Source organism: Oleiharenicola lentus, from assembly GCF_004118375.1.
Taxonomy (GTDB): domain Bacteria; phylum Verrucomicrobiota; class Verrucomicrobiia; order Opitutales; family Opitutaceae; genus Lacunisphaera; species Lacunisphaera lenta.
On the sequence record NZ_SDHX01000001.1, the window covers coordinates 1,716,852 to 1,741,904 of the forward strand.

The 25,053-nt window shown below is 64.5% G+C and carries 23 protein-coding genes, 1 other RNA gene and 1 pseudogene; 11 read left to right on the forward strand and 14 right to left on the reverse strand.

Features of this window, described 5'->3' with window-relative positions:
* Window position 1: 1 nt before the first annotated feature.
* The 8 genes and pseudogenes from ESB00_RS07135 to rlmN form a co-directional block, all read right to left on the reverse strand.
* Window positions 2–442, reverse strand: a complete 441-nt coding sequence (locus ESB00_RS07135; RefSeq protein WP_129047021.1) for an REP-associated tyrosine transposase — start codon at window positions 440–442, stop codon at window positions 2–4.
* 38 nt (window positions 443–480) lie between these two features.
* Window positions 481–2,418 (reverse strand): peptidoglycan D,D-transpeptidase FtsI family protein, encoded by a 1,938-nt coding sequence (locus tag ESB00_RS07140; protein WP_246026423.1) that lies wholly within the window; start codon window positions 2,416–2,418, stop codon window positions 481–483.
* 116 nt (window positions 2,419–2,534) lie between these two features.
* Window positions 2,535–3,068, reverse strand: a complete 534-nt coding sequence (locus tag ESB00_RS07145; RefSeq protein ID WP_129047022.1) for a hypothetical protein — start codon at window positions 3,066–3,068, stop codon at window positions 2,535–2,537.
* Window positions 3,069–3,117: 49 nt separating this feature from the next.
* On the reverse strand, window positions 3,118–3,948 hold the full coding sequence (mreC, locus tag ESB00_RS07150; protein WP_129047023.1) for a rod shape-determining protein MreC: 831 nt from the start codon (window positions 3,946–3,948) through the stop codon (window positions 3,118–3,120).
* A gap of 43 nt (window positions 3,949–3,991) precedes the next feature.
* Window positions 3,992–5,017 (reverse strand): rod shape-determining protein, encoded by a 1,026-nt coding sequence (locus tag ESB00_RS07155; protein WP_129047024.1) that lies wholly within the window; start codon window positions 5,015–5,017, stop codon window positions 3,992–3,994.
* An 89-nt stretch (window positions 5,018–5,106) separates the two neighbouring features.
* The gene (locus ESB00_RS07160; RefSeq protein ID WP_129047025.1) at window positions 5,107–5,574 is read right to left on the reverse strand and encodes a hypothetical protein; all 468 of its coding nucleotides are present in this window, start codon (window positions 5,572–5,574) and stop codon (window positions 5,107–5,109) included.
* A 62-nt stretch (window positions 5,575–5,636) separates the two neighbouring features.
* Window positions 5,637–6,518: pseudogene (gene metF / locus ESB00_RS07165) on the reverse strand (methylenetetrahydrofolate reductase [NAD(P)H]).
* Between the two features lie 81 nt (window positions 6,519–6,599).
* Complete coding sequence (gene rlmN / locus ESB00_RS07170; protein WP_129047026.1) at window positions 6,600–7,715, reverse strand: dual-specificity RNA methyltransferase RlmN; 1,116 nt, start codon at window positions 7,713–7,715, stop codon at window positions 6,600–6,602.
* Between rlmN and ESB00_RS07175 the strand changes: the two genes are divergently transcribed.
* The 7 genes from ESB00_RS07175 (at window position 7,714) to ESB00_RS19635 (ending at window position 12,115) form a co-directional block, all read left to right on the forward strand.
* Entirely contained in the window at window positions 7,714–8,946 is a 1,233-nt protein-coding gene (locus ESB00_RS07175; RefSeq protein ID WP_246026489.1) for an LptF/LptG family permease, read from the forward strand. The genes rlmN and ESB00_RS07175 overlap by 2 nt on opposite strands.
* Before the next feature lie 74 nt (window positions 8,947–9,020).
* Entirely contained in the window at window positions 9,021–9,608 is a 588-nt protein-coding gene (locus ESB00_RS07180) for an RNA polymerase sigma factor (RefSeq protein ID WP_129047027.1), read from the forward strand.
* Window positions 9,605–9,898, forward strand: a complete 294-nt coding sequence (locus ESB00_RS07185) for a hypothetical protein (protein WP_129047028.1) — start codon at window positions 9,605–9,607, stop codon at window positions 9,896–9,898. The genes ESB00_RS07180 and ESB00_RS07185 overlap by 4 nt, the downstream gene beginning before the upstream one ends.
* Window positions 9,898–10,359, forward strand: coding sequence for a hypothetical protein (locus ESB00_RS07190; protein WP_129047029.1), 462 nt, complete (start codon window positions 9,898–9,900; stop codon window positions 10,357–10,359). Before ESB00_RS07185 ends, ESB00_RS07190 begins: the two co-directional genes overlap by 1 nt.
* A gap of 52 nt (window positions 10,360–10,411) precedes the next feature.
* Window positions 10,412–10,510: signal recognition particle sRNA small type (gene ffs / locus ESB00_RS07195), an RNA gene on the forward strand.
* A gap of 133 nt (window positions 10,511–10,643) precedes the next feature.
* The gene (gene dnaX / locus ESB00_RS07200; protein ID WP_129047030.1) at window positions 10,644–11,789 is read left to right on the forward strand and encodes a DNA polymerase III subunit gamma/tau; all 1,146 of its coding nucleotides are present in this window, start codon (window positions 10,644–10,646) and stop codon (window positions 11,787–11,789) included.
* A gap of 170 nt (window positions 11,790–11,959) precedes the next feature.
* Window positions 11,960–12,115, forward strand: a complete 156-nt coding sequence (locus ESB00_RS19635) for a hypothetical protein (protein WP_164976085.1) — start codon at window positions 11,960–11,962, stop codon at window positions 12,113–12,115.
* On the opposite strand, the gene ESB00_RS07205 is transcribed toward ESB00_RS19635, so the two are convergent.
* Together ESB00_RS07205 and ESB00_RS07210 are read right to left on the reverse strand one after the other, a co-directional pair.
* Entirely contained in the window at window positions 12,108–12,479 is a 372-nt protein-coding gene (locus ESB00_RS07205; RefSeq protein WP_129047031.1) for a gamma-glutamylcyclotransferase family protein, read from the reverse strand. The two genes, ESB00_RS19635 and ESB00_RS07205, sit on opposite strands and share 8 nt — an antisense overlap.
* Window positions 12,476–13,672, reverse strand: a complete 1,197-nt coding sequence (locus tag ESB00_RS07210; protein WP_246026424.1) for a protein phosphatase 2C domain-containing protein — start codon at window positions 13,670–13,672, stop codon at window positions 12,476–12,478. The genes ESB00_RS07205 and ESB00_RS07210 overlap by 4 nt, the downstream gene beginning before the upstream one ends.
* A gap of 206 nt (window positions 13,673–13,878) precedes the next feature.
* Between ESB00_RS07210 and ESB00_RS07220 the strand changes: the two genes are divergently transcribed.
* The 4 genes from ESB00_RS07220 to ESB00_RS07235 all read left to right on the forward strand — a co-directional run bounded on the left by ESB00_RS07220 (window position 13,879) and on the right by ESB00_RS07235 (window position 20,123).
* Window positions 13,879–14,910, forward strand: a complete 1,032-nt coding sequence (locus ESB00_RS07220) for a glutamine synthetase beta-grasp domain-containing protein (RefSeq protein ID WP_129047032.1) — start codon at window positions 13,879–13,881, stop codon at window positions 14,908–14,910.
* A gap of 100 nt (window positions 14,911–15,010) precedes the next feature.
* Window positions 15,011–16,906 carry an O-antigen ligase family protein gene (locus ESB00_RS07225; RefSeq protein ID WP_129047033.1) on the forward strand — a complete coding sequence of 632 codons (1,896 nt, stop codon included), beginning with the start codon at window positions 15,011–15,013 and terminating at the stop codon, window positions 16,904–16,906.
* 19 nt (window positions 16,907–16,925) lie between these two features.
* Window positions 16,926–17,768, forward strand: coding sequence for a FecR family protein (locus ESB00_RS07230; protein WP_129047034.1), 843 nt, complete (start codon window positions 16,926–16,928; stop codon window positions 17,766–17,768).
* An 84-nt stretch (window positions 17,769–17,852) separates the two neighbouring features.
* Complete coding sequence (locus tag ESB00_RS07235; protein WP_129047035.1) at window positions 17,853–20,123, forward strand: CHASE2 domain-containing protein; 2,271 nt, start codon at window positions 17,853–17,855, stop codon at window positions 20,121–20,123.
* Between the two features lie 41 nt (window positions 20,124–20,164).
* Here the strand turns inward: ESB00_RS07235 and ESB00_RS07240 are convergent, their stop codons facing one another.
* From ESB00_RS07240 to ESB00_RS07255, 4 genes are all read right to left on the reverse strand, one after another.
* On the reverse strand, window positions 20,165–21,259 hold the full coding sequence (locus ESB00_RS07240) for a tRNA dihydrouridine synthase (protein ID WP_218938701.1): 1,095 nt from the start codon (window positions 21,257–21,259) through the stop codon (window positions 20,165–20,167).
* A 60-nt stretch (window positions 21,260–21,319) separates the two neighbouring features.
* On the reverse strand, window positions 21,320–21,790 hold the full coding sequence (locus ESB00_RS07245; RefSeq protein WP_129047036.1) for a bifunctional nuclease family protein: 471 nt from the start codon (window positions 21,788–21,790) through the stop codon (window positions 21,320–21,322).
* 96 nt (window positions 21,791–21,886) lie between these two features.
* On the reverse strand, window positions 21,887–22,726 hold the full coding sequence (locus ESB00_RS07250; protein WP_129047037.1) for an LpxI family protein: 840 nt from the start codon (window positions 22,724–22,726) through the stop codon (window positions 21,887–21,889).
* A gap of 148 nt (window positions 22,727–22,874) precedes the next feature.
* Window positions 22,875–25,052, reverse strand: coding sequence for a GumC family protein (locus tag ESB00_RS07255; RefSeq protein WP_129047038.1), 2,178 nt, complete (start codon window positions 25,050–25,052; stop codon window positions 22,875–22,877).
* Between the last annotated feature and the right edge of the window lies 1 nt (window position 25,053).

Genomic DNA, 25,053 nt, shown 5'->3' on the forward strand with positions numbered 1-25,053 from the left:
ATCATGGCTCCCAAATCAAGGGCCATAGCGCAGGATCGGAAACAAGACCTGCCCGGACGGGATTGAGCCGAATATAGTCTGCCTTTTCGCGGTGGCTTTCATGATTTCGCAACCGATGGTCGAAGTAGTCCCGCTGCCACTTGAGCTTGTGCTGTTTCGCGAGGTAGTGCTTCCAAGAACGGACCACTTGCTCGATGGACTCGACTTTCGGGAATGAAATCAGCGCATGAACGTGGTCGGGCATGATCAGCATCAAATGCACATGCCATCGTGCTTGCTGGTGATAAAAGGCGGTGGCTTCGAAAATGGCTTTGGCGGCCACAGGGTGACAGAATTGATTCTCACCCCGCTGAAGCGCGCAGATTGTAATGAAGAAGATCGGGCAGCCCTCCACCCAGCCCGGAACTGCGTGAGGAAGAAATTTGCGCTTGGGAAGACTCATCGCAACGGCGCGGAACGGAGTCCGCGCCCCACCTTTTCTCACCGCATGCTCAGGTTGACCGGCTGGCCGGCGGAGCGGTCCTGTTTTTCCTTCCACGCCCGGAGAATGGCGGCGACGACGGGGCCGGCATTGCTGCCGCCACCAAAGTTGGCGTCCTCCTCACCTTCCAGCACCACGACGACAGCGATGCGGGGGTTGTCCACGGGGGCGAAGGCGACGACCCAGGCCATTTCCTTGCGACCGAGCTGTGCAGTGCCGGTCTTGGCTGCGCCGCGCAGGCCTTCCACCTTCGAGAGCCTGCCACTGCCAATAAGGTAGCACTGCTCCATGCCCTCGAGCACGGCGTTGTAGTCGGAGGGCGGCAGGCCGATGGACGTGGTCCGCTGGACCGGCCGCTTGGGATCGTGGATGATGGTGGGCTTCGTCTCAGTCTCGCCGCGGGCGAATGACGCCACCATGCAGGCGGCCTGGAGGGGCGTGATCAGGGTGTCGCCCTGACCGATGGCGATGTTGGCGGTGTCGCCGTCGCGCCAGATGCCGTCGGCGAGGCGGAAGCGCTGCCAGTTGGCCTTGCGCCAGTCGGGGTCGGCGACGCGGGGATTGAGAAACTCATGGGGCAGCTCGATGCCGGTCGGGTGGTTGAAGCCGAAACGCCGGGCCTCGGCGGAGATGAGGTTGGGGCCGATCTCGACGCCGTATTTGTAGAAAAACACGTTGCAGGAGTCGCGCAGCGCGCCGCGCACATCGCGTTCGCCATGGCCGTTGCGGTTGTGGCAGGGGAAGTTGCGGTTGCCGACGCGGTAGAAGCCGGGGCAGGTGAACTTGGTGGTGGCGGCTTCGATCGCTCCGGCGCGCAGGGCGGCCAGGGCGGTGATGATCTTGAAGGTGGAGCCGGGCGGATACTGGCCCTGCGTGACGCGGTTGAGCCAGACGCCGGACTTGGCGACATCGGCCTCGGGCTCAAGATTGGGCACGCGCAGCAGCGGGTCGTAGTCCGGCTTGGAAACCAGCGTGAGCACCTCGCCGGTGCGGATGTCGAGGGCGACGGCGGCGCCGATGCGGTCGCGGCCCTCGCCGTCCTTCATGGCGGCCTCGGTCGCCAGCTGCAGGTCGAGGTCGATGCTGGTGGTGATGTTGCGGCCTTGGACGGGCATGCGCTTGTCCACGGTGCCCTCCGCGCCGGGCACCTTGTAGCCGGCAGGGTCCACGAGGTAGATGGCGCCGCCGGCTTCGCCCTGCAGCAGGTCGTCGAACACGAGTTCCAGGCCGTCGCGGCCGAAGGCGCCCTTCATCTTGAACTGGCGGAGATCGTCGCCGGGAAAATCCTCCACCTCGGGGTTGGTGTTGACGCCGATGTAGCCGAGCGCGTGGGCGGCGAGGGAGCCGTGCGGGTAGTGCCGGGTGCTGGAGGTATAGACCTGCAGCGGGGAGTTGACGGGCAGGCGCTCGATGAGGCGGGCGTATTCCTCGGGCGCGAGCTCGTCGAGCAGCACGTAGGGCAGCAGGAGCGAGTGGTTGAAGTGGTTGTTGAGGCTGGCGGAGCGGACCTTTTCGTCGCGCTTGAGGATGAGGTTTACCTGATCGAGGTAACGCTGGGCGACACTGACCCGCGCGAGGCGCAGGCGCTGGTCGTAGTTGAGCCGGTCTTCGGCGGGCAGCGCGGCGTAGTTGCGGGTGATGATGCGCAGTTCGGCGCTGAGTTCGGCGCGCAGCTCGGCCAGGTCGAGGGTGACGGAGAAGCGCGGGCGGTTGCCCACGAGCACGCGGCCCTCGCGGTCGTAGATGTTCCCGCGCGGGCCCGGGGCCACCACGCGCCGGAGGCTCTGGATGCGCTCGCGCTCGGCGTATTTGCCGCTGTTCAGCAGCTGGCGGTAGATGAGTCCGCCGGTGAGCACGGCCGCCATGAGGATGATCCCGCCGTAGAAAACCAGCAGGCGCGGGTTGCGGTGGGTGCGACGTTCGATGAGCTTGCTCACGCGGGGCTAAGGCAAAGTAACAAGGGTGAAGTAACAAGAGCCAAGATGGGGCGAGGCCGGGTTCATGCGGGTTGATTCCTGATACTTGGAAACCTGACGCTTGATTCTTCCGGTCCCTACCGCGCCACGGGTCTGCCGGTTTCGGGGTGGATTTCGGCCAGTTCCATGGTGCGGTCCTGCAGCGCGATGAACCAGGGGCCCACGATCACCACGGCCAGCTGGGAGAACAGCAGGTCGGCAAAAATGCGCAGCCAGGCGGCCGAGGGCCGCGGCCCGGCACCCACGAGCAGGAACGACAGCGCGATCACCAGAAACAGGTTGGCCAGCAGGGCAACCACGAGGGCGAAGATCGTGCCCTCGCGCGGAAACCGGTGCCGGCCGTAAAGCACGACGCCGTGCACGAGGGAGAAAAGAAAGAGGCTGGTCCCGAAGGGCACGGGCTCGAGCGAGTCCACCAGCAGCGCCGTCAGGACCGTGGCCGTGAAACCGTTGCCGGCATCGAGCCGCAGCGCGCCGTAGGCCACGAGCAAACCGCCGAGGTAAACGTGCATGCCGAGACCGGCCACATGGTGGTTGAACAGCCCCGTGAGCCACCAGAGCAGGAGGTTGGCGAGCGTGACAATCAGCCAGCGGGGATCGTAGCGGCGCATGGTCAGGGACGGAGCACGGAACGCGGAGTGCCGGGTGCGGCGGGGCGCATCACTCGTCGGGGTTGAGGGGGATGAGCACGGTCACCTCGGTGAGCGTGCCGAGGCGTTGGTCGAGCCGCACCTCGCCGTTGCGAAACAGGCCGTCGGGGCTGAGTTCGAGTGAGGTGATCTCGCCGATGGTGAGGCCGGGCGGAAACACACCCATGCCGGAGGTCACCAGGCGCTTCGGGGCGGAGGCCGTGGCCGCGATGTCGAGCGGCACGAAGTCCACGGTGCCGCGCGGCGCGCTGAAAGAGCTGTTGAGTCCGCCCTGGTAACTCACCGGCCGCGTGTCGCCCTCGACCGTGGCCGCGAGCCGGAGGGTCGGGCTCGTGACGAGATCCACCACGGCGGTGTAGCGGTGCACCTCGGTGATGCGGCCGACGACGCCGCCGGCGAAGACGACCGGCGCGCCCACGGTGAGGTTGTAGTTTTCGCCCTTGCGGATGATCAGCCGCTGCCACCACGCGGAGAAGTCGCGCCGGGCCACGCGGGCGGGCTCGAGCCGGAACGCCGGCATCGGCGGCAGGTTGAGCAGGTTCTCCAGGCGCAGGATCTCGGCCTGGAGCTGCGCATTCTGCGAGGTGGCGTATTCGTATTGGGCGACGAGGCCGGCGACCTCGCGTCCGGCCTTGAGCAGTTCCTCCTTGGAACGGGTCTTGTTGGACCAGAAATCCTGCAGATCGCGCACGAAGGAGTCGGCCACGACCAGCGGCGCCTGGATCTCGAAGAACGTGGCGCGCGAGAAAACCTTGGCGCCGAGCGGCAGGAAGATCCACGCGAGCAGGATCACGCCAAGCGTGACGAACGGGCGGGCGTGGTCGAAGCGTTTGGGGAACACGGCGCGGGCGGCGGACTGGCCGTCGGGTGGAGCCGGGTCCCGCTCAGAGGTCCGCGGCGATCCGGCGGTAGTCCTCGATGTTGTTGATGAAGACGCCGGTGCCGTTGGCGACGGCGGAGAGCGGGTCGTCGGAGACGGTGACCGCGAGGCCGGTCTTCTCCGAGAGGAGTTTGTCCACGCCGCGGATGAGGGAGCCGCCGCCGGCCATCACGAAGCCGCGGTCCACAAGGTCGGCGGAGAGTTCGGGCGGGCAGCGCTCCAGCGTGATGCGCACGGCCTCGACGATGGCGCCGATGGTGTCGGCCATGGCCTCGCGGATTTCCTGGGAGGTGATGTGGATGGTCTTGGGCAGACCGGCGACGGAGTCGCGACCCTTGACCTCCATCGAGAGCTCCTGGTCGAGCGGGTAGGCGGAGCCGATGGTCATCTTGATCTCTTCCGCCGTGCGCTCACCGATGAGGAGGTTGTAGGCCCGCTTCATGTAGTTGATGATTGCGAGATCAATCTCATCGCCGGCGACGCGGATGGACTTGGAGAACACGATGCCGTTGAGCGAAATGATGGCGATCTCGGTGGTGCCGCCGCCGATGTCCACGATCATGTTGGCGGCGGGCTCATCCACGGGGAGGCCGACGCCGAGCGCGGCGGCGAACGGCTCGGGAATGGTGTGCACTTCGCGGGCGCCGGCATGGGTGGCGGATTCCATCACGGCGCGCTTCTCGACCTCGGTGATGCCGGAGGGGATGGCGATGCAGACGCTGGGCTGGGGGAAGGTTTTTCCGCCGTTGGCCTTGCGGATGAAGTAGCGCAGCATGGCCTCGGTGATGTCGAAGTCGGCGATCACGCCGTCCTTCATCGGGCGGATGGCGGTGATGCTGCCCGGGGTGCGGCCGAGCATGACCTTGGCCTCGTCACCGACCGCGCGGACGCGGCGCGAATTGGTATAGACCGCCACCACGCTCGGTTCGCGGAGCACGATGCCCTTGTCCTTCACATAGACGAGGGTGTTGGCGGTGCCCAGATCGATGCCGATGTCGTTGGAAAAAAGTCCCAGAAGTTGGTTGAACATGTGGCGGTGACGGGGTTTCCGAATCAAAGCGCCCTCGAAGAGAAATTGTCAAAAGCAAACTCCTTGAGCCGACGATGTTTCTGAACGTTTCAGTCAGCAAACCACGCTTCGTCGTTGCCGCGGGCGTTTTCGAAGCGGCGGTTGCCCGCAAAGGGGCGACCGGTGGCGATGTCGCGGAGATCGATGGTGAGCGCGTGGGTTGAACCGTTCGGTTCAATGACGACGGTGCCGCGCCAGCCCTTGGCCGCCGCCTGGCCGAGCTTTTTCTCGGCGGCGCCGCGGCCTCGCCAGGAATGGGCGGGGCCTTCGACGGTCCAGGTCAGCGGGCGGGTGGGGTCGGGCTGGCAGATGAAGGACGCCGAGGCGCCGCCGACGTTCCCGCTGCTGTCCACCAGGTTGATGCCGCGTCGGGCGATCGTGTGCCAGTTCAGGGTCCATTCGCCGGTGGGGCTCCGGGAGAGGGTGACTTGATCCTCGAAGCGGGTGCATCCGGCGAAGCCTCCGGCCAGCAGCCCAAGCAGCACGCAGCGGGTCAGGACGCCCCAAAGACTTCGCATGAGGGCAGGCTAGGGCAGTGCGGCTTGGATGTCAGCACGCGATTCCGTTCAACTCGGATTACTCAGGCAGCCAAACCGGCGGCGAGGGCGAGGCCGCTCTTGGCGCGGTTGAGGATGTAGAGGTGGTAGCCGGGGGCGCCGCGGGCGAGGAGTTCGCGGATCTGGCCCAGGGCCCATTCGATGCCGAGGGCTTCGACGACCTCGGGATGGTCACCGGCGGCTTCGAGGCGTTTGATGAGCTTGGCGGGCAGGGAGGCGCCACACATCTCGGTGAAGCGCTTGATCTACTTGAGCGAGAGCACGGGCATGATGCCGGGCACGATGGGCACGTGAATGCCGCGCGCGCGGCACTGATCGACGAAGCGGTAATAGACGGCGTTGTCGAAAAAGAGCTGCGTGGTGATGAAGTCCGCGCCGGCGTCGATCTTGCGCTTCAGGTTGTCGAGATCGACGTCCAGCGACGGGGCCTCGGGGTGCTTCTCCGGGTAGCCGCCGACGCCGAGGCAGAAGTCCGGATGCCGTGCCTTGAGCAGGGCGACGAGTTCGCTGGCGTAGCGCAGGCCGTCGGCCGTGGGCTTGAAGGCCGTGTCGCCCTTCGGCGGATCGCCGCGGAGGGTCATGATGTTGCGGTAGCCGGCGGTATGGAGCTGGTCGGCGACGTCATTCAGTTCGAAGCGCGAATGGCCCACGCAGGTGAGGTGGGGCATGACGGTGAAGCCAATTTCCTCGCGCAACAGTCGGCTGACCTGCGCCGTGCGTTCCCGGGTGCTGCCGCCCGCGCCGTAGGTGACCGACACGAAGTCCGGTGCGATGCGCTTCAGCGTCAGCGCGGTCTGGCGGAGGGCTTCGACCCCGGCGTCATCCTTGGGCGGGAAAAACTCCAGCGAACGCAACGGATGCGGCTTGAGCGAGAACAGCGAGGAGATGGCAGAGTCGGGAGGCATTAATAATCAACATATCGGCATTTGTTGATGTATGTAAAGCCCCCAATTGGTCTATTAGTCCTATCTCTTTGACAAAGTGGCTTATGCCAGCGTCGCCTCCCGGGCTTTTTCAGTCTTCAGCCGGAGCTGGCCGCAGGCCGCGTCGATGGCATGACCCTTCTCGCGGCGGAGAGTCACCGAGACCCCGGCATCGTCGAGCACGCGGGCAAAGCGCTCCTGCCGGGTGAGGCTGGGGCGCTTCCAGGGCAGACCTTCGACGGTGTTGTAGGGGATGAGGTTCACGTGGGCGTGCAGGTCGAGGGCGATGTCGCGGAGTTTTTCGGCCTGGTCGAGCGAGTCGTTGATCTCCTCGATGAGGATGAACTCGAGCGTGACCATGCGGCCTTGCTTCTCGGAAAATTCCTTCACGGCCGGCAGCAACTCGGCGAGCGGCCACTTCTTGTTCACCGGCATGATCTGCTCGCGGACCGGATCGGTGGCACCGTGGAGCGAGATGGCGAGGCGGATGCCCAGCGGCTCCTCGGCGAGCTGGCGGATTCGCGGCACGAGGCCGGAGGTGGAGAGCGTGATGCGGCGGGCGCCGAAGCCGAGGCCCCACTCGGCGTTGAGGATGGTGAGCGCGCGCATGATGGCGTCGTAGTTGTGCAACGGCTCGCCCATGCCCATGACGACGAGGTTGTCGAAGGACACCAGCTCGGCGCGGGCGCGCGGCGTGCGGCTGTCCTCCTGCCGGCAGACCTGGATGAGCTGGTGGACGATCTCGCCGGCGCTGAGGTTGCGCTTGAGGCCTTCGAGGCCCGAGGCGCAAAACTTGCAGCCCATGGCGCAGCCGACCTGCGTGGAGATGCAGATGGTTTTGCGCGATTTGTCCTGACCGACGCCGAGCTGCGGCGCGCGGATGATGACGGTTTCGATCAGGGATTTATCGCCGAGTTCGAGCAGGAGCTTGTCGGTGACATCCTCGGACTGCTTGGTGAGCACAAACGACGTGGGCTGCAGCTCGAAGGTGTCGGCCAGCCAGGTGCGGAAAGGGCGGGGGAGGTTGGTCATCTCATCCCATGTGTTCACTCGCTTCTTGTAGAGCCACTCGAGGAGCTGGCGGGCGCGAAACGCCGGGTGGCCGTGCTCCTTCAGGAGTGCGGAGAGCGAGTCGAGGGTCTCGCCGTGGATGGAGGGCTTGGCGGGCGTGAAGGCCATGCGGTCGGGTGCGGTGCGAAAAAGAATGGGCCGAAAAGTCGGCGTTGCGGTCGGACTCTCAACTCTCAACCATCGCCTTTCAACCCAACAGATGAATCTTCTCCACCGGCATATCTTCGCGAGCGTGTTCCTCACGTGCGCGGCTTCGGTGGCGCTGTTCGGGTTTGTGCTGATGATCGGCAACGCGATGAAGGACCTGCTGGGGCCGATGCTGGCCGGGCAGCTGGAGGTTGACACTTTTGTGCGGCTGGTGGGCCTGCTGGTGCCGTTCGTGATCTACTACGCGCTGCCGATGGGGATGCTGACGGGCATCCTGCTCGTGCTCGGGCGCATGTCGTCGGACCGGGAGATCACGGCGATGCGCGCTTCGGGTCTGAGTGTGGCCTGGCTGTCGGCGCCGATCCTGTTTCTCGCGCTGCTCGGCGTGGTGGCGGCGCTGTTCATCAATTTTCATTTCATGCCGGTCGCGCGGATGGCCTACAAACGCGAGTTCGCCGAGGCCGTGCGCCAGAATCCGCTGAGCTTTATCGTGGAGCGGACCTTCATCCGGGATTTTCCCGGCGTGGTGCTCTATGTGGGCGAAAAGGACGGCAACGAGCTGAAGGACTTCTGGCTGTGGGAGCTGGATGACCAGAAACGGGTGCGGCGCTTTGCGCGCGCCGACACGGGCCGCCTCGATTACGACGAGGCCGGCAACAAGCTCGTGCTGACGCTCGAGCAGGCGCAGGCCGAGGCCCGCGATGACAAGGATCCGGAGAACTTCAGGATGGTGCATGGCTCGGCGGCCTGGGAGCGCGCGACCTTCGACCTGCCCCTGAGCCAACTTACCGGGGAGCGTTCCATGAAGCGCAAGTTGAAGGATCTGACCTTCCCCCAGTTGATGGCGGAATGGGCCCGTTTCCAGACACCTGCACCGGATCTGGCCAAGGACGAGCAGGACAAACAGCTCATGCGGGTGCAGATCACGATCCACGAAAAGTTTGCGACCGCCTTTTCGGTCCTGTCCTTTGCCCTCGTGGCTATCCCGCTTGGCATCAAGGTGTCGCGCAAGGAAACCTCCGCCAACCTCGGCCTCGGCCTGTTGCTGGCGCTCGGCTACTACTTCGCCACCGTGATGGCCGGGCTGCTCGACAACAGTCCGGCATGGCGGCCCGACCTCCTGATTTGGCTGCCCAATATCGCCTTTCAAGGCATGGGGCTCTGGCTTTTTTACAAAGTTGATCGCGCTTGAAGGCCCGCGTTTCCCCGTAACTGCCACCGTCTTGCCGCCGTCTTCTGCCATGTGTTCCGACCCAGTCACATCTCATGGTTGAAGAAGCGTTCGATTTCGCCGGTTGCCTCGAACGGGTGCGCGCGCGCGACCAAGGCGCGGCCCGGCAGCTGGTCGCTGAACTCTACCCGCAGGTCATCCGCATCGTGCGGTCGCACCTGCCGCGGCGCGTTGCCGAGGAAGACCTGGCCCAGGACATCTTTTTGAAAATGTTCACCCGCCTCGACCAGTATCAGGGCAGTGTGCCTTTCCCCCACTGGGTGTCACGCATCGCGGTCACCACCTGCATCGACCAGTTGCGCGCGCAGAAGCGCCGGCCGGAATTCCGCTGGGCCGACCTGCCGGAGGAGCAGGCCGAGGTGCTGGACAATGTGATGACCGACAGTCGCGACACGGCCCCCGGCGACGCCCTGGCGGCCCGTGAACTGGTCAACCGTCTGCTCGGTCAGCTCAAGCCGGAGGACCAGACGGTCATCCGGCTGCTCGATCTCGAGCAGAAGACCCTCGCCGAGATCAGCGCCCTGACCGGCTGGAACCAGACGCTCATCAAGGTGCGCGCCTTTCGTGCACGTCGGAAATTGCAAAAACTCTTTCAGGAGCTCAAAAAGGAGGAAAGGTCATGAACCGATTCGACCAAGACTGGCAAAAACTCGCGGCGCTCGCCCGGCAGGCTCCGCCTGCCGCCGACGAGCCGACGCTGCCGCCCGGCTTCGCCACGCGCGTGGCCGCGCTCGCCGCCACCACGCCGCCCGCGCCCTGGGGCGGGTTGGAGCGTTTCGCCCTGCGTGGCTTTGTCGCCGCCACCGCCTGCTGCGCCGCGGCCGTCGCCTACAGCTATTTCGGCCATTCCACGGACATCACGGATGAGAGCGATCTCGACGACTCGCTGACGGAATTTGTCGCCCTCTCGTGATGAACAAACCCTGGAAACTCATTCTGCTGCTGACCGGCATCTTCCTGGCCGGCGGCGTGGCCGGTTCGTTCCTCACGGTGCGCTTCGGCCGCAACTGGATCAATCAGCGCGTGGCCACGGAGAAGTGGGCGCCCGAGCACCTTCGCAAGCTTTCCGAACGCCTCGAGCTGACGCCCGCGCAGGTGGAAAAGCTCAAGCCGATCGTGCATCGCAACATGGAGGAAATCGGCCGGCTGCGCAGTGATTCCATGAAGGAAACCCGCGCGGTTTTCGAGCGCATGGAACGGGAGATCGCCGCTTTGCTCACGCCTGAGCAAAAAAACAAGTTCGACGAACTCAACCGCCAGAAGCGCGAACGCCTGCGGAAGCTGATGGACAAGCGCTCCGGCGAAGAGTCCCGCGACGGTGCGCGTCCGCCTCCGCCCCCGCCGGGCGGGGCACCGCGCGAACCCGGCACCTGAGCCCGTTTTTATTTTGGTTGCAGGGGGAGGGGTGCGGCCTACGGTCCGCCTTGGCCAGGCGCCATGCATGGGCAGGCGCGTGAACCCCGCCAGGGCCGGAAGGCAGCAACGGTGACGACGTTCTCCCAGTGCCGTGGAGTGCCTGGCCACTTTCTTTTTTCGCGACGCGAAAAAAGAAACCGCGCCGAAGCTCCGCCGCGCCGAGCAAGGGAGGGTGGTCCGGGAAATTCCGAACATCGGGCTCGCCTTTCTGTTTTTCTGACCTCTGATTTCCGACCTCTGGCATGTCCGGCTCCTATCAAGTCATCGCCCGCAAGTGGCGCCCGCAGACCTTCGACGACGTCGTCGGGCAGGACCATGTGGTCCGGACGCTGAAGAACGCCATCGCGCGCAACCGCATCGCCCATGCCTACCTGTTCGTGGGCCCGCGCGGCACCGGCAAGACCAGCACGGCGCGCATTTTCGCCAAGGCGCTCAACACCACCGGTGGTCCCAAGGCCGACTTTGACCCCGCTGACCCGATCGCGCAGTCCATCGCCGAGGGCCGCTGCCTCGATGTGATCGAGTTCGACGCGGCCTCGAACACGCAGGTGGACAAGATCCGCGAGTTCATCATCGACACCGTCGCCTACGCGCCGGCGCAGGGGAAGTTCAAGGTCTACATCATCGACGAGGTGCACATGCTCTCGGCGGGCTCGTTCAACGCCCTGCTCAAGACGCTCGAGGAGCCGCCGGCGCACGTGAAGTTCATCTTCGCCACGACCGACCCGCAAAAGATGCCCGCCACGGTCATCTCGCGTTGCCAGCGCTTCGACCTGAAGCCGATCCCGACCGAGCTGATCGTGCAGCGTCTGAAGAAGATCGGCGCCGCCGAGAAGATCAAGGCGAGCGACGCCGCCCTGGCCAGCATCGCCCGCATGGCCGACGGCGGCATGCGCGACGCGCAGTCCATTTTCGACCAGATGATCTCGTTCTGCGGCGCCGAGATCGGCGAGGCCGACGTGCTTGATGTCTATGGCCTCGTGTCGGCCGCCAAGATTGCCGAACTCGCCGCCGCGCTTGCGGCCGGTGACCACAAGAAGATCGTCGCCATCGTGGACGACTGCGACGAAAACGGCCGCGATCTTTACCGGTTGCTCGTGGATCTGCAGGCGCACATTCGCGGCTCGCTGCTCGATTCCATTGCCAAGGGCGGCACCAGCGCCTCGCTGGGCTCGCCGATGACCACCGAGCAGCTCACCCGGCTCCTCGACGGCCTGCGCGAAGGCGAGAGCGGGGTGAAGCACGGCCTGTCGGAGAAAATCAATTTCGAGGTGGCGCTGCTCAAGGCCGTCGAGGCCAGCCGCTCCCGTGCGATCGACAGCCTCATCAAGGAAATCGCGACGCTCGCCGAGAGCGCACCGGCCGACGGCTCAAAAAAAAACGACTGACGCTGGCAACTGACGCCGCCAGCCAGGAGCCAGGAGCAAGGAGCAGGGAGCAAGAGGACGAGGCGCCGACCAGCGCGGTCGTTGCGGACGCCCCAACCGGACCTTCGTCAGAGGAGGAAGCGGCGTTTCTCGCGCAGGAACGCGAGATGGGGATTGTTACGCCGGCCCTGATGCACACCGAATCACCGCCCGAAGACAAGGGCAGCCTGCCGCCGTTGGAGGACTTGGTGAAACGAATCCCGATGCCGACGCGCGACCTGATGGAGGAACTCTTCCGCGCGAAGTTCGTGACGGTGAAACGGGTCCCGCAGTCGGCGCTCAAGTAGCCGGCCCGACCGGCCAGGTGTCGCCCACCGGCGGGAGCCCGTGGTGCGGACGGAGGTAGAGGTAGGCTTGGGCGGAGGGGGCGTGGGGATTGGGCAGAAGCAGCACGTCCACGCGTTCGTAGAGGCCTTCGTCGAGTCCCTCGAGGCGGTCGAGTTCGGCGAGGCAGGCATCATCGACGGACCAGAGTTCGCCGGTTACGCCGCTGGTGTCGCCCGGGGCCCGCACCATGCCCGGATAGTCGCCAAGCGAGTAGAGGGTGAAGCCCGGCTCGGTGCGCACCGCGCCGAGGTATTTCTGACCCTCGAGAAACAGGTGGTTCGATCCGCCCCGCTTCAGCGTGCCGTAGACGAAGACCGTGGTCATGGCGCGAGGGCCTCAACGACAAGCGCGGTGATATTGTCCCGGCCGCTGGCTTCCAGGGCGGCGCTGATCAGCCGCTGGGCGACCGGTTCCGTGCCGGGGCTCCGCACAATCTCTTCCAGGTGACGGTCCCAGAGTCCCTCCGTCAGGCCGTCGGAGCAGATGAGAAAACGGTCGCCGGGCGCGCAGGGCAGGGCGGAGAGTTGGGGATCGATGAACTGGTGGCCGGCGCCGAGGGACTGGTTGAGGACGTTTTTGCGCGGATGGGTGCGGGCCTCGCGTTCGGTGATCTGGTTGGTGCGCCGCAGCCACCCGACGTAACTGTGGTCCTGGGTCAGCTGCACGATGCCGCCGGCGGCCGGCAGGTGGTAGATGCGCGTGTCGCCGATATGGCCGAAGTAGGCCCAGCCGGGCGTGAACCAACAGAGGCTGAGCGTGGTGCCCATGCCGCGGCACTCCTCGTAGGACTGGCCGAGCTTCATGAGGTCGTAGTGGATCGCCTTGAAAAGTTCGGCGAGCGTGAGATCGAATTTGCTGGCCGGTCCCGGCGCGGCGGGACGATAGCCGCGGGGCATGAGCTTGGTGATGCGGTCCACGGTGAAGCGGCTGGCGAACTCGCCGGAGTTCGCGCCGCCCATGCCGTCGCTCACGGCGAACACGAAGTCCGTCTTCGCCCAGGAGGCTTCGCCCGTCTTGCCCAGGTAGTGGACTTCGTGGCCGTCGAAACGCAGCGCGAGGAAGGTGTCCTCATTGTTCGGGCGCACCTTGCCGCGGTGGGTGAGGCCAGACCAGCGCAGGTCGGGCGGAGGCGGGGTGGCGATCTCGTCGAGCAGCGCGGCGAACTCGAAATCGATGATGCAAAACCGCCCGTCGTTTTTCCGATAGGTGACGTTGCGAATTTCGGGGTCGTCGTGGCGGACGCCGAAGCCCTCGAGCTCCGTGAAGAGTTCCTTCAGGCGGGTGGGGTTAATCTGGTCCACGCGTGAGCCGCAGTTGCTGGTCACGATGCTCAGCGTGGCTTCGTCGGATCCCAGGAGGCGGGGCACGAAGTCGCAGCCTCTGGTTTCAAGATAGCGGAGGACCCGCACTTCGTTGGCAAAACGGGCATAAGCCTGATGGCCGCGAAATGTTTTGTGGACCTGACCGTCGTATCCGATGCGGACGAGGGCCCGTTGGGTGTCCTTAACCTCTTGCATGATGATGTTGGGCTAGGATTTAGCCCGTTATCCGCCGAAGCAAGGGGCGATTGGCCGCCAGACGCCGGGTGCATGGCATAAGCCAAATTGCACTTTCCACTGGCATGTTAGATGCTTTTTCTTCGGCGTATCGCGTGACTCCCCCCGGCGCCCGCTGGGTCTTTGCGCCTTACGTCCAAAACCTCACAAACAAACTCATCCGATCCATGGCCAAATACAAACTGGAATACATCTGGCTCGACGGCTACACGCCCCTGGCAAGCCTGCGCAGCAAGACCCAAATCAAGGAATACGCCAGCTTCCCGACGCTCGCCGAACTGCCCAACTGGGGCTTTGACGGCAGCTCCACGCAGCAGGCCGAGGGCAAGAGCTCGGACATCGTGCTCAAGCCGGTCGCCGTTTTCCCGGACAGCACCCGCAAGAACGGCGTGCTCGTGATGTGCGAATGCTACCAGCACACCGGCGTGGCCAGCCCGTCCAATTCCCGCGCCACCATCCCGGATGATCCGGACACCTGGTTCGGCTTCGAGCAGGAATATTTCATGTACAAGGACGGCCGTCCGCTCGGCTTCCCGGAGGGTGGCTATCCCGCCCCGCAGGGTCCCTATTACACCGGCGTCGGTTACAAGAACGTCGGCTGCGTCGCCCGCGAGATCGTCGAGAAGCACATCGACATCTGCTTGGACGCCGGCATCAACCTCGAGGGCATCAACGCCGAGGTCGCCAAGGGCCAGTGGGAATTCCAGATCTTCGGCAAGGGCTCCAAGAGCGCCGCCGACCAGATGTGGGTCGCCCGCTACATCCTGACCCGCCTCTGCGAAGGCTACGGCATCGACATCGAGTGGCGCTGCAAGCCCATCCTCGCTCCCTTCAACCAGCCGCTCGACTGGAACGGCTCCGGCATGCACGCCAACTTCTCGACCAAGTATATGCGCGAAGTCGGCGGCAAGGAATACTTCGAGAAGCTCATGGAAGCCTTCAACAAATACCGCGACGAGCACATCGCCGTCTATGGCCCGGAGAACCACCTCCGCCTCACCGGCCTGCACGAGACGCAGTCGATCGACAAGTTCAGCTACGGTGTCGCCGACCGCGGCGCCTCAATCCGCGTTCCGCACAGCTTCGTCAACAACGGCTACAAGGGCTACCTCGAGGATCGTCGTCCGAACTCGGCCGCCGACCCGTATCTCGTGGCCGGTCGTATCCTCAAGACCGTTCAGACGGTCCCGACCAAGTAATCGCCGCGCGATCACCGCATCGCTCGTCTTTGCCGCCCGGCTTCATCGCCGGGCGGCTTTTTTGTGGCCCTGTGCGCGCGGACCGGCTTCATAGCGCGCGATGAGTTCATCCGACCGCAATTCCCGGCATCAGCCACGGTGGCTGGCGGCCGGTGAGTGGCTCCTGGTGATCGGGCTCGCGCTCACCCTGGCTTGGACCACGTTGTGTCTGGGCGGCTACCTGGCCGACACGATGGTGATCACCTCGGGTGCGGTGTTGGCCTTGGGGACATGGGGTGCGGTGCTGTGGGCGGCAGGCCGGCGGGAGCTGCACCTCGCGGTGCTGCTGCCCGTGCCCTTCCTGATCTACGCGCTGGGCAGTGTGCTGTGGCTGGCGCCCGCCAAGTGGCTGGCCTGGCGCGAGTGGCTGCTCTGGTTCCAGATGTGGCTGGTTTTCGCGCTCACGCTGCATTTCGGACGCAGCCGGGCCCAGACCTGGACGCTGGTGGGCACCTTTGGGCTTTTGGGTCTGGCTGGCACGGGGATGGCAGCGTGGCAGCGCTTCGTGGACCCATCGTGGATGATGCTGGGACGCGAGCAGGCGGACCAGTTCGTGGGCCGCTCGGCGGGCATGTTCGGGATTCCCAACAGCCTCGCCGGGCTGCTGGAGCTGATGGTGCCCGTCTGCCTCGTGCTGCTGTTTTCCCGGGCGGTGCGTCCGGCGGGGAAGATCGCGTGCGGCTGGCTCGCGGCGCTGTTCATCTTCGCGGTTGTGTTGACGGGCAGCCGCGGCGGCTGGATCGGGCTGGGCCTGGCGTTGCTCGTGTGGCCGCTGCTGACCGGGCGCGACTGGCGGAAAAAAATCCTCGGGACGGTTGCGGTGCTGGCCTGTGCGGCAGCCGGCCTGTGGGCGCTCTACCAGGGCAGCGATTACGCGCGGGCGCGCATCGATCCGTTCTTGGAGGGCAAGTTTGAGTCCAGCCGCCCGATCATCTGGAAGGCGGGCTGGCAGATGTGGCGCGATGATCCCTGGCTCGGGCGCGGCGCCGCCGCCTACAACGTGCTCTTCGACCAATACCGGCCGCGCGGGTTTCTCAACGAACCTGATTGGACGCACAACGACCACCTCAACACACTCATCGATTATGGCGTCGCCGGGTTTGTCCTGTGGGTTGCTCTCGGGCTGGCCTTGGCCTGGGTGGGGTGGGGAGCGGTGTGCCGGGCCCGGCGGGAGACGGTTACCACCGACAATCTCTTCGCCCTGGCGAAGTGGAAACTCGGTCTGCTGCTCGGTCTGCTGGCCTATGTGATTCACCTTGGGGTGGATTTTCACACGAAGATCCCGGCGCTGGCCTTCGCGGCTGCGATCGTCGCGGCGGTCTTGGTGCGGGATGAGCCGACGTGGTGGCGGCCGGTGCGTCCCTGGGTGGCCCGGTTGTCCGGCAGCGCGCTGGTCCTCGGGGTGGCATGGATCGCCGCAAGTGTGGCGGCTCCCCTTTACCGGGCCGAGGGCATCCGGGAAGCGGCCCGGCGGCAGATTGAGCGTCATGCCCGCACCGGCGAAGGCGACATCGGGGAAATAGCCACCGCGGCCAGGAGTGCACTCCGGCGGGCGGTTCGGGTGGATCCGGAAAACGGGCAAGCTTGGGCGGACCTGAGTTACGCCACCGTGCAGAGCTGGCCGGCCGGCAAAACCGACCTCGTGACCCTGGGCCGCTTCGCCGAGCTGGCGGCTGACGAGGCACTGCGGCGCTGTGCCGTGGATGCCGAGTTTTGGGTGAGGCGGGCCGTGGCGTTGGACATTCAGCGCGGTCGCTCCGAGACCGAGTCGTGTTACCGGCGCGCTCTGGAACTGGCCCCGCACTCCGCCTCCTGGTGGTATCACTATGCCTATCACTTGCAGGCTTTTCCCCAGCGCCGCACCGAGGCGCGGGTGGCCTTGGAAACCTGTTTAGCTCTTGACCCCTCCCACGGCCCGGCGAACATCCTGCGCCAGCAGTTAAACGCCCGCCGCTAACCGCCACCAGCCGAGGTTTATGAAAATTTCCACCCTGCTTCGCTTTCTTTCCTGCGCCTTCGTGGCGACCGCCTTGTCGGTAAACGTCTTCGGCCAAACCGAACTCGGCAGAATCAAGGCCGCCCGCGTGCAGGGCGAAGTGAAAAAGCTCAATGCCTCCGCGGAATCGCCCCTCAAGGACGGAGACGACGTCGTGCAAACCGACACCATCGTGACCGGCAAGGGTGCCAGCGTGGTCTTGGTGTTTGCCAACGGTTCTTCGGTTCGCCTCGGTTCCGAGTCCCGTCTCAGCATTGATCAATTCCTGATGGATCCGCTTGATGCGCCCATCACCAATCCTGGCGCGCTCAAGGAGGAGCCGAGCAAGTCCAAGACCACGTTGAATCTCACTTACGGAGAAATGGTCGGTGACGTGAAGAAGCTGAACAGCTCGTCGAGTTACTCCATCAAGACCCCGGTCGGCGCGGCCGGTATCCGCGGCACCATCTATCGTATCGTTTACCGCCCCAGCTCGGACGGTAAGGCTTTCTTCCAGATTCAGACTGCCGAAGGTCTGGTCGTGATGGAAGGCGTGACCAACACCGAGGTGCCCGTTGCCGAAGGCAAGGAAGTGATCGTCGAAATCGACACCGAAAAGCCGGAAGAGGCCAAGGTCCAGACCAAGGATATTTCCCCGGCCGACGCCGCCGTCATCACGTCCGCTTCGCAGGAGCTCGTGCAGACGCTGCAGAACGCCACCATCGATCCCACGCCTCCAACTCCTCCGCCGGCGGAAAACAAGGAGGAGACGCCGCCGCCGCCGCCACCGCCGCCACCCGTGCAGGACTCGCCTGATCTCACTCCTGGTTCCGGCAAAGCCTGAAACCAACTTTCCCACCCGGCCTTGGCGCCGGGTGTTTTGTTTACGCGCTTTTGAATCTGCTTTAACTCATCGAGCGCGCACCTAGTGTCCGCAGCCGTGGCGCAGCCGAAGAAAAGAAAACTCGATTGGCGGATCCTGTTGCTGCTGCCCGTGCCAATCCTCTGGGGCTGGCTGGCGCAGGAAGGCCATCTGCAGAAAGCGGAAAATTTGCTGCTGGATCAGCGCTACCGGATCCGCGGCAACCTCGCGGCCCCGGTGAAGGTCTATTACGTGGATGTGGACACCCGTGGCATTCAGCGAATCGGTGAGCGGCCGTGGGACCGGGCCCGGTTTGCAGAAGCCGCCCAGCTGCTGATCGAAAAGGGCGGGGCCAAGTCTGTCGCCTTTGATTTCGTGTTTTCCGAACTGGCGCATTCCGAATTGGTGAATCGAGAAAAGGCGGTGGCGGGCAATACCGCGCTGGCGAAGATTTCACGCCGCTATCCGCAGATCGTGTTTGCGGCGCAATATACCGGCGGGGAGGCCCGCACCCAACATGGCACGCGCAAGTTCCCGCTGCTGCGGCTCGGTTTCACCAATCGCGAAAAGAACGACATTCCGGAGCTCCCGGCGTACCCCATTGTCAGTCCGCTGCGATCAGGCACGCTCGGGTTGATCGACATTGATTACGATTTCCAGGACGATCAGGTGCCCCGTTGGGCGCCTCTCTTTGCCGAGGCGGCATTGACTGATTTCTGGCACATGGGCCTGCAGTTGGCGTGTATTGAACTGGGTGTGCCCCCCGGGTCGCTGCGGCGAGCCGGGGCGCATATCGAAATCTTCAATCCGGAGAGTGGAGAGGTGTTGCGTCGCATTCCGGTGACCGATCAGCAATTGCTGGAGATCAACTGGTTTTCCGACTGGGACGATCAGAACTACAACCCGCGCAGCAGCATTGCGGATGTCTTGATTGCGGGGGAGTGGTTGAACTCCGAAAATCCTGACGAACGCAAGCAGGCCGAGGAGTTTTTCCCGCGCTTCGCCGGGGCGACCGTCTTGATCGGGCCGGTCGATCCCCTCCTGCAGGATTTGGCGCCGACGCCGTTCGACGGTGATCCCGTACCCAAGGTTGGCGGCCACGGCAACCTGATCAAAACGATCATCAGCGAGCAATACCTGCAACGGACGCCCCCCTGGGTGATGTGGGCGGGAGTGTTGGGTCTGTCCATCGTGGTCACCAGCCTCGCAGTGTCAGGTGGCGCCCGCAGTCTTCTGGCCAAGCTGATCGCGTTGTTGGTGATCGCGGCCTACGCCATCATTGGCATCCATCAGTTCTCGGAAAACCATTTGATCCTGCCCATGGCGGCCCCGCTCGGGGCGGCATTCAGCACCGGCTTCATTGCCATTCTCTGGCAGCTGCTGCAGGAGGAAAAGCAAAAGGGCCGCATCAAAAACATGTTCGGCACCTACCTCGCGCCGGAACTGGTCAACCGCATGGTTGAGTCCAAGGAAGACCCGCAGCTCGGCGGCCACGAGGAGATCATCACGGCCTATTTTTCGGACATCCAGTCGTTCTCCACCTTCTCGGAGCTCATGCCCGCTTCCCAGTTGGTCGATCTGATGAACGAGTATCTCACGGCCTGCACCGACATCGTGCAGGAGGAACGCGGCACGCTCGACAAATACATCGGCGACGCCGTCGTGGCCATCTACGGCGCGCCGCTGCCGGTGCCCGATCACGCGTTCCGCGCCTGCACCGCCACCATCCGCGTGCAGAAGGCCATCGAGGAGCTGCGCCAGAAGTGGCGCAGCGAGGGCAACAAGTGGCCGCCGATCGTCCACTACCTGCGCGCGCGGCTCGGTCTCAACACCGGCTCGGCCATCGTGGGCAACATGGGCAGCCGTTCGCGCTTCAGCTACACCATGATGGGTGACAACGTGAACCTCGCCGCCCGCATGGAATCCGGCGCCAAGTCGCTCGGCGTTTACACCATGATCACCGAGGCCACCAAACTGGAGGCGGAGAAGCACGGTGGCGACAAGATCGTTTTCCGCTTCCTCGACAAGATCGTGGTGAAAGGCCGCACCCTGCCGGTGCCGGTCTACGAGGTGATGGGTTTTCGCGCCGACCTGCCCCAGACGGCCGCGGACTGCCTGGGACTCCACGCCCAGGCGATCGAGCGCTATCTGGCGCAGGATTGGGACGGAGCGATTCAGGTCTTCACCAAGAGCGCGGCCCTGGAGCCCTACCAGCCGAGCAAGGCCCATTTCATCGAGAGCAACCCGTCACTCATCATGATCGAGCGCTGCCACAAGATGAAGGAACACCCTCCGGCGCCCAACTGGGACGGAGTTTTCACCATGAAGGAGAAGTAAGCCAAGCCAGTTCCGGTCTGATCACCGGGAGGCTCGCAGCATCAGGCTGTCACCGTGTCGAGCGAGCAGCTTTCCACCGGAGTTTCGCAGTTGGGCCGGGCAATCACTCCGGCATAGGGCTCGTCGGCAAACGGCCTGGCCGGTTCGGTCAGCAAGTGACGGTCGCAAACGGCAAACAGCTCCGCCTCGGTCATGGCGCGGCGCATGTCGAAGAGGAATTTTCCCTCGGGATCCACTCCCTGGCCGACAAAGTTCAGGTATTTCTTCATCTTGGCGACGTGGGCGGCCTCGGGAATTTCGGGCGTCCGGGTCTCGCGATAAAGCCGGTCCACATATTCGCGGACGTCGGCGAGCGCGGGGGCAAAAACCGGCGTGCCGGCGAAGCGCTCCCGGCACTGGCGGAAAACCCATGGGTTTCGGATGGCGTGGCGGCCGATCATGATGCCGGCGGCCCCGGTCTGGTCCACGACCTCGGCGGCCTTGGGGGCGGAGGTGACATTGCCGTTGGCCAGCACGGGGCAGCGGACGGTGCGCGCGGCGGTGGCGATGAAGTCGTAATGCACGTCGCTCCGGTAGCCTTCCTTCACCGTGCGGCCGTGGACGCTCAGCAGATCCACGCCGTGCTTGTTGATGAGATCGAGGATGGGGCGATAATTGTCGGTGGAATCGAAGCCGATGCGCATCTTGACCGTGAAGCGGCCGGGCACGGCGTCGCGGAGGGCGCCGATGAGTTCGTCAATCTTGGCCGGGTCGCGGAGCAGGCCGCCGCCGACGTTCTTCTTGTAGATCTTCGGGGCGGGGCAGCCCATGTTGAGGTCGATGCCCGCGACCGGGAGCTTCAGCAGTTCCTTCACCGTGCGAACCATGTGGGGGATTTCCTCGCCGATGAGCTGGGCGAAGACCGGGCGGCCGGTCTGGTTCTCGACGATCGAACGGACGATGTGCTTCTCGGGTCGCGATTGCGCGTGGACGCGGAAGAACTCGGTGAAGTAGTAATCCGGCGCGCCGTAGTGCGCCATCACCCGCATGAAGGGCAGGTCGGTGACATCCTGCATGGGGGCGAGCGCGGTGAGCGGCTGGCCGGGCCGGATGGGCGGGGGGAGGGTGCGGGCGGACGCCGAAGTGTCGTGGATCATGCGGTGCGGGTGGGCACTCCCTCCAGCAGGAAGGCAAGGAAGGCCGGTCGGAGACCGGACCTACTCGTCGGGCTCGTCCTTGTTTTCCTCTTTTTGCTGCTTGAGCACGCGCTCGAGGATTTCGCTCATGTCCTCGACGACTTCAAAGACCTTGCTGGCGACAAAAATCGGGCGCTTCTGCTGTAGAGCAAGGACGATCGAGTCGCTGGGGCGGGCGTCGAGCTCGAGAAACTTGCGACCCAGCTCATTCTGCATGTGCAGGATGATCCGGGCGAAGTAGGTGCCCTCGTTGACGTCGTTGATGACGATGCGCTCCAGACTGATCTCGAAGCCCATCAGCAGGTGGCCGATCAGGTCATGGGTGAGCGGGCGTTCTTTCTTCACCCCGTTGATCGTCATGGAGATCGCGCTGCCGACGCTCGGGTCCACGTAGATGACGAAGGTCTTGTCATCGTTGCCCAGAAAAACAGCACAGCCGTTGGCTGTGGGCATCAGGCCTTTGATGGAGACTTCGACGATATCGGCGGGCATGGACAAAAGGTGCGGGTGTAGGCGGAAAAGTGCAAGTGCGTGGGCGACGGGGCCATCGCGGCGGTTTGTGTCCGCCGCTAAAATGCGGGAGGCGGCTCAGAAGCCGTGGAGGGCGATGCCCCAGTCCTTGGCTTGTTTCAGCACGGCCGGCTTCTCGAGGATGATAACCTTGCCGGCTTCCAGGGCGGCGGCGGTGATGCCGGCTTCCTTCATGGTGGCGAGGGTGCGGAGGCCGAAGACGGGCACGTCAAAGCGGAAGTCCTGGCGAGTCTTCACGGTTTTAACGAAGAGCGTCTCATCGGTCTTGAAGGTGCCGGCGCGCCGGAGCATGTCGTCGGTGCCCTCGAAGGCCTCGACGGCGAGCACGGTGCCCTTGCGCACGACGCAGCCCTGTCCGATGTCGAGGCGTGCGATTTCGCGGGCGATGTGGATGCCGTGTTCGAGATATTCGGGGTCGGTCGGAAGCTTGGGCCCGGCCATGTTGCCGGGGGTGGCCATCTGGTCGTCGATGAAGGCTCGGGCGTCGAGGAGCTTAACGCCCAGTTTCTCGATCTCAGTGGCGATGGCGCCGAAGATGGTTTCGGCGTTGCGCCGCTTCAGGGAGAAGAGAATGGCGGCGGCCTTGAGGTCGGGTGTGAGGCCGTGGAAGAGTTTCTTGGGCTTCACCTGGCCAGCCATGAGCGCGTAGCCGGCGCCGAAGTTTTTCAACGCATCGAGCATCTTGCCGATCTGGCCGACGTTGAGCGTGACGCGCTCGCCGGCGGGAAAGGAGTTGATCAGCGGCAGCTCGGTTTCGTCGTCCATCGCGATCAGCCGCAACGGCACGCCGGAGGCACGGATGGCGGCGGCAGTGATGACCGGATAATGGCCGCGGCCAGCGATCAGGACGACGGGACGCTTGGGGTCGAAATCTGAGGGCAGGAAGGCGGAAGGCATCTAAGGACCAGAGACTAGGGACCAGAGACCAAGGGACGACAATCTCGGAGTGCGGTGGGTGCGAGTGGCTGGACAACAGCGAACCGGTCCAATGCCGCCGACGCACCACGGCCAGGCTCGGCGGACTTTAGGCCCTGGTCTCTTCCCGTCAGGACTGCGAGCCGTAGTATTTCTTGTAGCTGCGGTAGTAGCGGTAGTTCGAGTAATACTCGATCCGCCGGGGTGAAAGTCCGTTGAGGACGACCCCGAGCAGCTCGTTTTTGCTTTCCCTGAGCTGCTTGATGTAGAGCCGGATGTGTTTCCGGTAGGCCCGGTTGAAGCGGCAGACGTAGATGACCTCGTCGGTGCGCTCCGAGATGAGCAGCGAGTCGGTGACCGCGCCCATCGGCGGCGAGTCCACGACGATCAGGTCGAAGTGCTGCTTCATCGCCTCGATAAATTGGCCGAAAATGGGGTTCTCGAGGAATTCCGTGGGGCTCTTGGAGCGGCCGCCGGAGCGCAGCAGGAAGAGATTTTCCTCGGCCTTGGTCAGGCCAAGCGAAGCGTCGGTGAAGGGATCCTCGGGGATCTTGGCGCCGGCCTCGAACCAGGCCAGCAGGCCAGCCTCGTTGGGCAGCTGGAAGTGGCGGTGCAGCATCGGGCGGCGCATGTCGCAGTCGATGATCAGCACGCGCTTGCCGTGGCGGGCGAACGAGGCCGCGAGATTGCAGCTGATCATCGTCTTGCCCTCGCCGGGGATCGTGCTGGTGACGAGGATGGACTTCGGGAAATCGAGCTTCGACTGGATCTTCACCGCGCTGTATACACTCAGGAAGGCCTCCGAGCCGGGCGAGGCCTTGTTGCTGTTGACGAGCGAGTGCTTCTCCGTGTCGGGCACATCGCCGAGTTCGGGGATGATGCCGAGCAGGTGGGCGCCGATGAAGCCCTCGATGTCCCACGCGCTCTTCACCCGGTCATCCACGAAGCTGAGGCCGACGGCCACGCCGACGAACACCAGCAGGCCGAGGCCGAGCGAGGTTTTGATGATGTTGCGGAGGTTCGGGGTGTAGGGGGCGCCGGCGGGCAAGGCCTGGTCGAGCGGCTTGACCGGGATGTTCTCCAGATTCTTGGAGGTGGTGGCCTGGGCGAGGCGGTCGAGGATCTGGAGATAATTGTTCTTCGCGACGGCGGCCTGGTTTTCGAGGCTCTTGAACTCCACGGAGAGTTCGCCGAGCCGCAGCTGCTCTTTCTCCGCCTCCTTGTACTCCCGGACGTAGGAGGCCTCCGTCTGCTTCAGGGTTTCGTGCTGCGCCCGCAGCGCGGCAATGGCCTGTGCGATGTCCGTCTTGATCTGGGCGGTGAGCACGTCGATCGAGTTGGCGACGTTGATCATCTTGGGGTGCCGCTCGAGGTAGCGTTCGCTGAGGATGGACTGCTGGTTCTGCAGGTCGGTCAGCTGGGTCTTGAGGGCGGCGACGTTGCCGTAGGCCGAGATGTAATCGATATCGAGCAGGTTGCCGCCGGCCTGCTGCATGCGCTCGATCTGGGCGAGGCGGTTCTCGATGGCGATACGGGCATTGCGGGCATCGGTGAGGCTGGTGTTATACCCGCGCAGCCGGTCGCTGATGATGTTGATGCTGTTGTCGAGGGAGACGAGGTTGTGCTTGCGGCGATAGTCCTGCAGCCGCCCCTCCGCGGTTTCCGAGTCCTTGCGCAGCTCATCGGCGCGGCTGCGGAGGAAATTGACGGCGTCCTCGTTCTTGCCGCCGGCGTTTTCGAAGAGGTAGCGCATGAACTGCTCGACGTAGCGGTTGGCGAGCAGCGCGGCGCCCTGGGGGTCGCGGTTGGTGACGGAGATGTGGATCAGGAAGCTGTTGCGGATGGACTGGGGCGACATGCTGCCCAGGAGCTGGCCGACCGGCGGGGGATTCTCGCCGGGGGCGAGTTCACCCAGGTAGGGGCGCTGGAGAATGCGGACCTCCTCGGCGGTCAGCGACTGGGCCACCATCTGCCGCAGCTTGCCGCTGGTGAGGATCTGCAGGTAGGTGTTGAGATCGACGTCGTGGCGGATGGAGGTGTCCACGACCTGCTCGTTGAGCACGACACGCTCGGGGCGTTCGAACTGCATCGTGGCCGTGCTTGCATACATCTTGGTCTCGGTGGACTTCACGTAACCAAAACCCAGGGCCACGATCACCGCCACCGGCAGCGCGATCCACAGGCGCTCACGGAGCATGATGTAGTAATCCCGGAGCGTACGGCGCTCGGAGACGTGCGGCTCGTTGCCGTGGAGCGAGGCGCCGTGCTTGACCGAGGCGGAGTGGGGGGAAAAATCCGGGGAAGACATC

Coding starts and splice junctions, on each gene's coding strand:
- ESB00_RS07135 (WP_129047021.1), bottom strand. CDS start 442: ATGAGTCTTCCCAAGCGCAAATTTCTTCCTCACGCAGTTCCGGGCTGG.
- ESB00_RS07145 (WP_129047022.1), bottom strand. CDS start 3,068: ATGCGCCGCTACGATCCCCGCTGGCTGATTGTCACGCTCGCCAACCTC.
- ESB00_RS07155 (WP_129047024.1), bottom strand. CDS start 5,017: ATGTTCAACCAACTTCTGGGACTTTTTTCCAACGACATCGGCATCGAT.
- ESB00_RS07160 (WP_129047025.1), bottom strand. CDS start 5,574: ATGCGAAGTCTTTGGGGCGTCCTGACCCGCTGCGTGCTGCTTGGGCTG.
- ESB00_RS07175 (WP_246026489.1), top strand. CDS start 7,714: ATGCGGTCGGGTGCGGTGCGAAAAAGAATGGGCCGAAAAGTCGGCGTT.
- rlmN (WP_129047026.1), bottom strand. CDS start 7,715: ATGGCCTTCACGCCCGCCAAGCCCTCCATCCACGGCGAGACCCTCGAC.
- ESB00_RS07180 (WP_129047027.1), top strand. CDS start 9,021: ATGGTTGAAGAAGCGTTCGATTTCGCCGGTTGCCTCGAACGGGTGCGC.
- ESB00_RS07185 (WP_129047028.1), top strand. CDS start 9,605: ATGAACCGATTCGACCAAGACTGGCAAAAACTCGCGGCGCTCGCCCGG.
- ESB00_RS07190 (WP_129047029.1), top strand. CDS start 9,898: ATGAACAAACCCTGGAAACTCATTCTGCTGCTGACCGGCATCTTCCTG.
- dnaX (WP_129047030.1), top strand. CDS start 10,644: ATGTCCGGCTCCTATCAAGTCATCGCCCGCAAGTGGCGCCCGCAGACC.
- ESB00_RS19635 (WP_164976085.1), top strand. CDS start 11,960: ATGCACACCGAATCACCGCCCGAAGACAAGGGCAGCCTGCCGCCGTTG.
- ESB00_RS07205 (WP_129047031.1), bottom strand. CDS start 12,479: ATGACCACGGTCTTCGTCTACGGCACGCTGAAGCGGGGCGGATCGAAC.
- ESB00_RS07210 (WP_246026424.1), bottom strand. CDS start 13,672: ATGCAAGAGGTTAAGGACACCCAACGGGCCCTCGTCCGCATCGGATAC.
- ESB00_RS07220 (WP_129047032.1), top strand. CDS start 13,879: ATGGCCAAATACAAACTGGAATACATCTGGCTCGACGGCTACACGCCC.
- ESB00_RS07225 (WP_129047033.1), top strand. CDS start 15,011: ATGAGTTCATCCGACCGCAATTCCCGGCATCAGCCACGGTGGCTGGCG.
- ESB00_RS07230 (WP_129047034.1), top strand. CDS start 16,926: ATGAAAATTTCCACCCTGCTTCGCTTTCTTTCCTGCGCCTTCGTGGCG.
- ESB00_RS07240 (WP_218938701.1), bottom strand. CDS start 21,259: ATGATCCACGACACTTCGGCGTCCGCCCGCACCCTCCCCCCGCCCATC.
- ESB00_RS07245 (WP_129047036.1), bottom strand. CDS start 21,790: ATGCCCGCCGATATCGTCGAAGTCTCCATCAAAGGCCTGATGCCCACA.
- ESB00_RS07250 (WP_129047037.1), bottom strand. CDS start 22,726: ATGCCTTCCGCCTTCCTGCCCTCAGATTTCGACCCCAAGCGTCCCGTC.
- ESB00_RS07255 (WP_129047038.1), bottom strand. CDS start 25,052: ATGTCTTCCCCGGATTTTTCCCCCCACTCCGCCTCGGTCAAGCACGGC.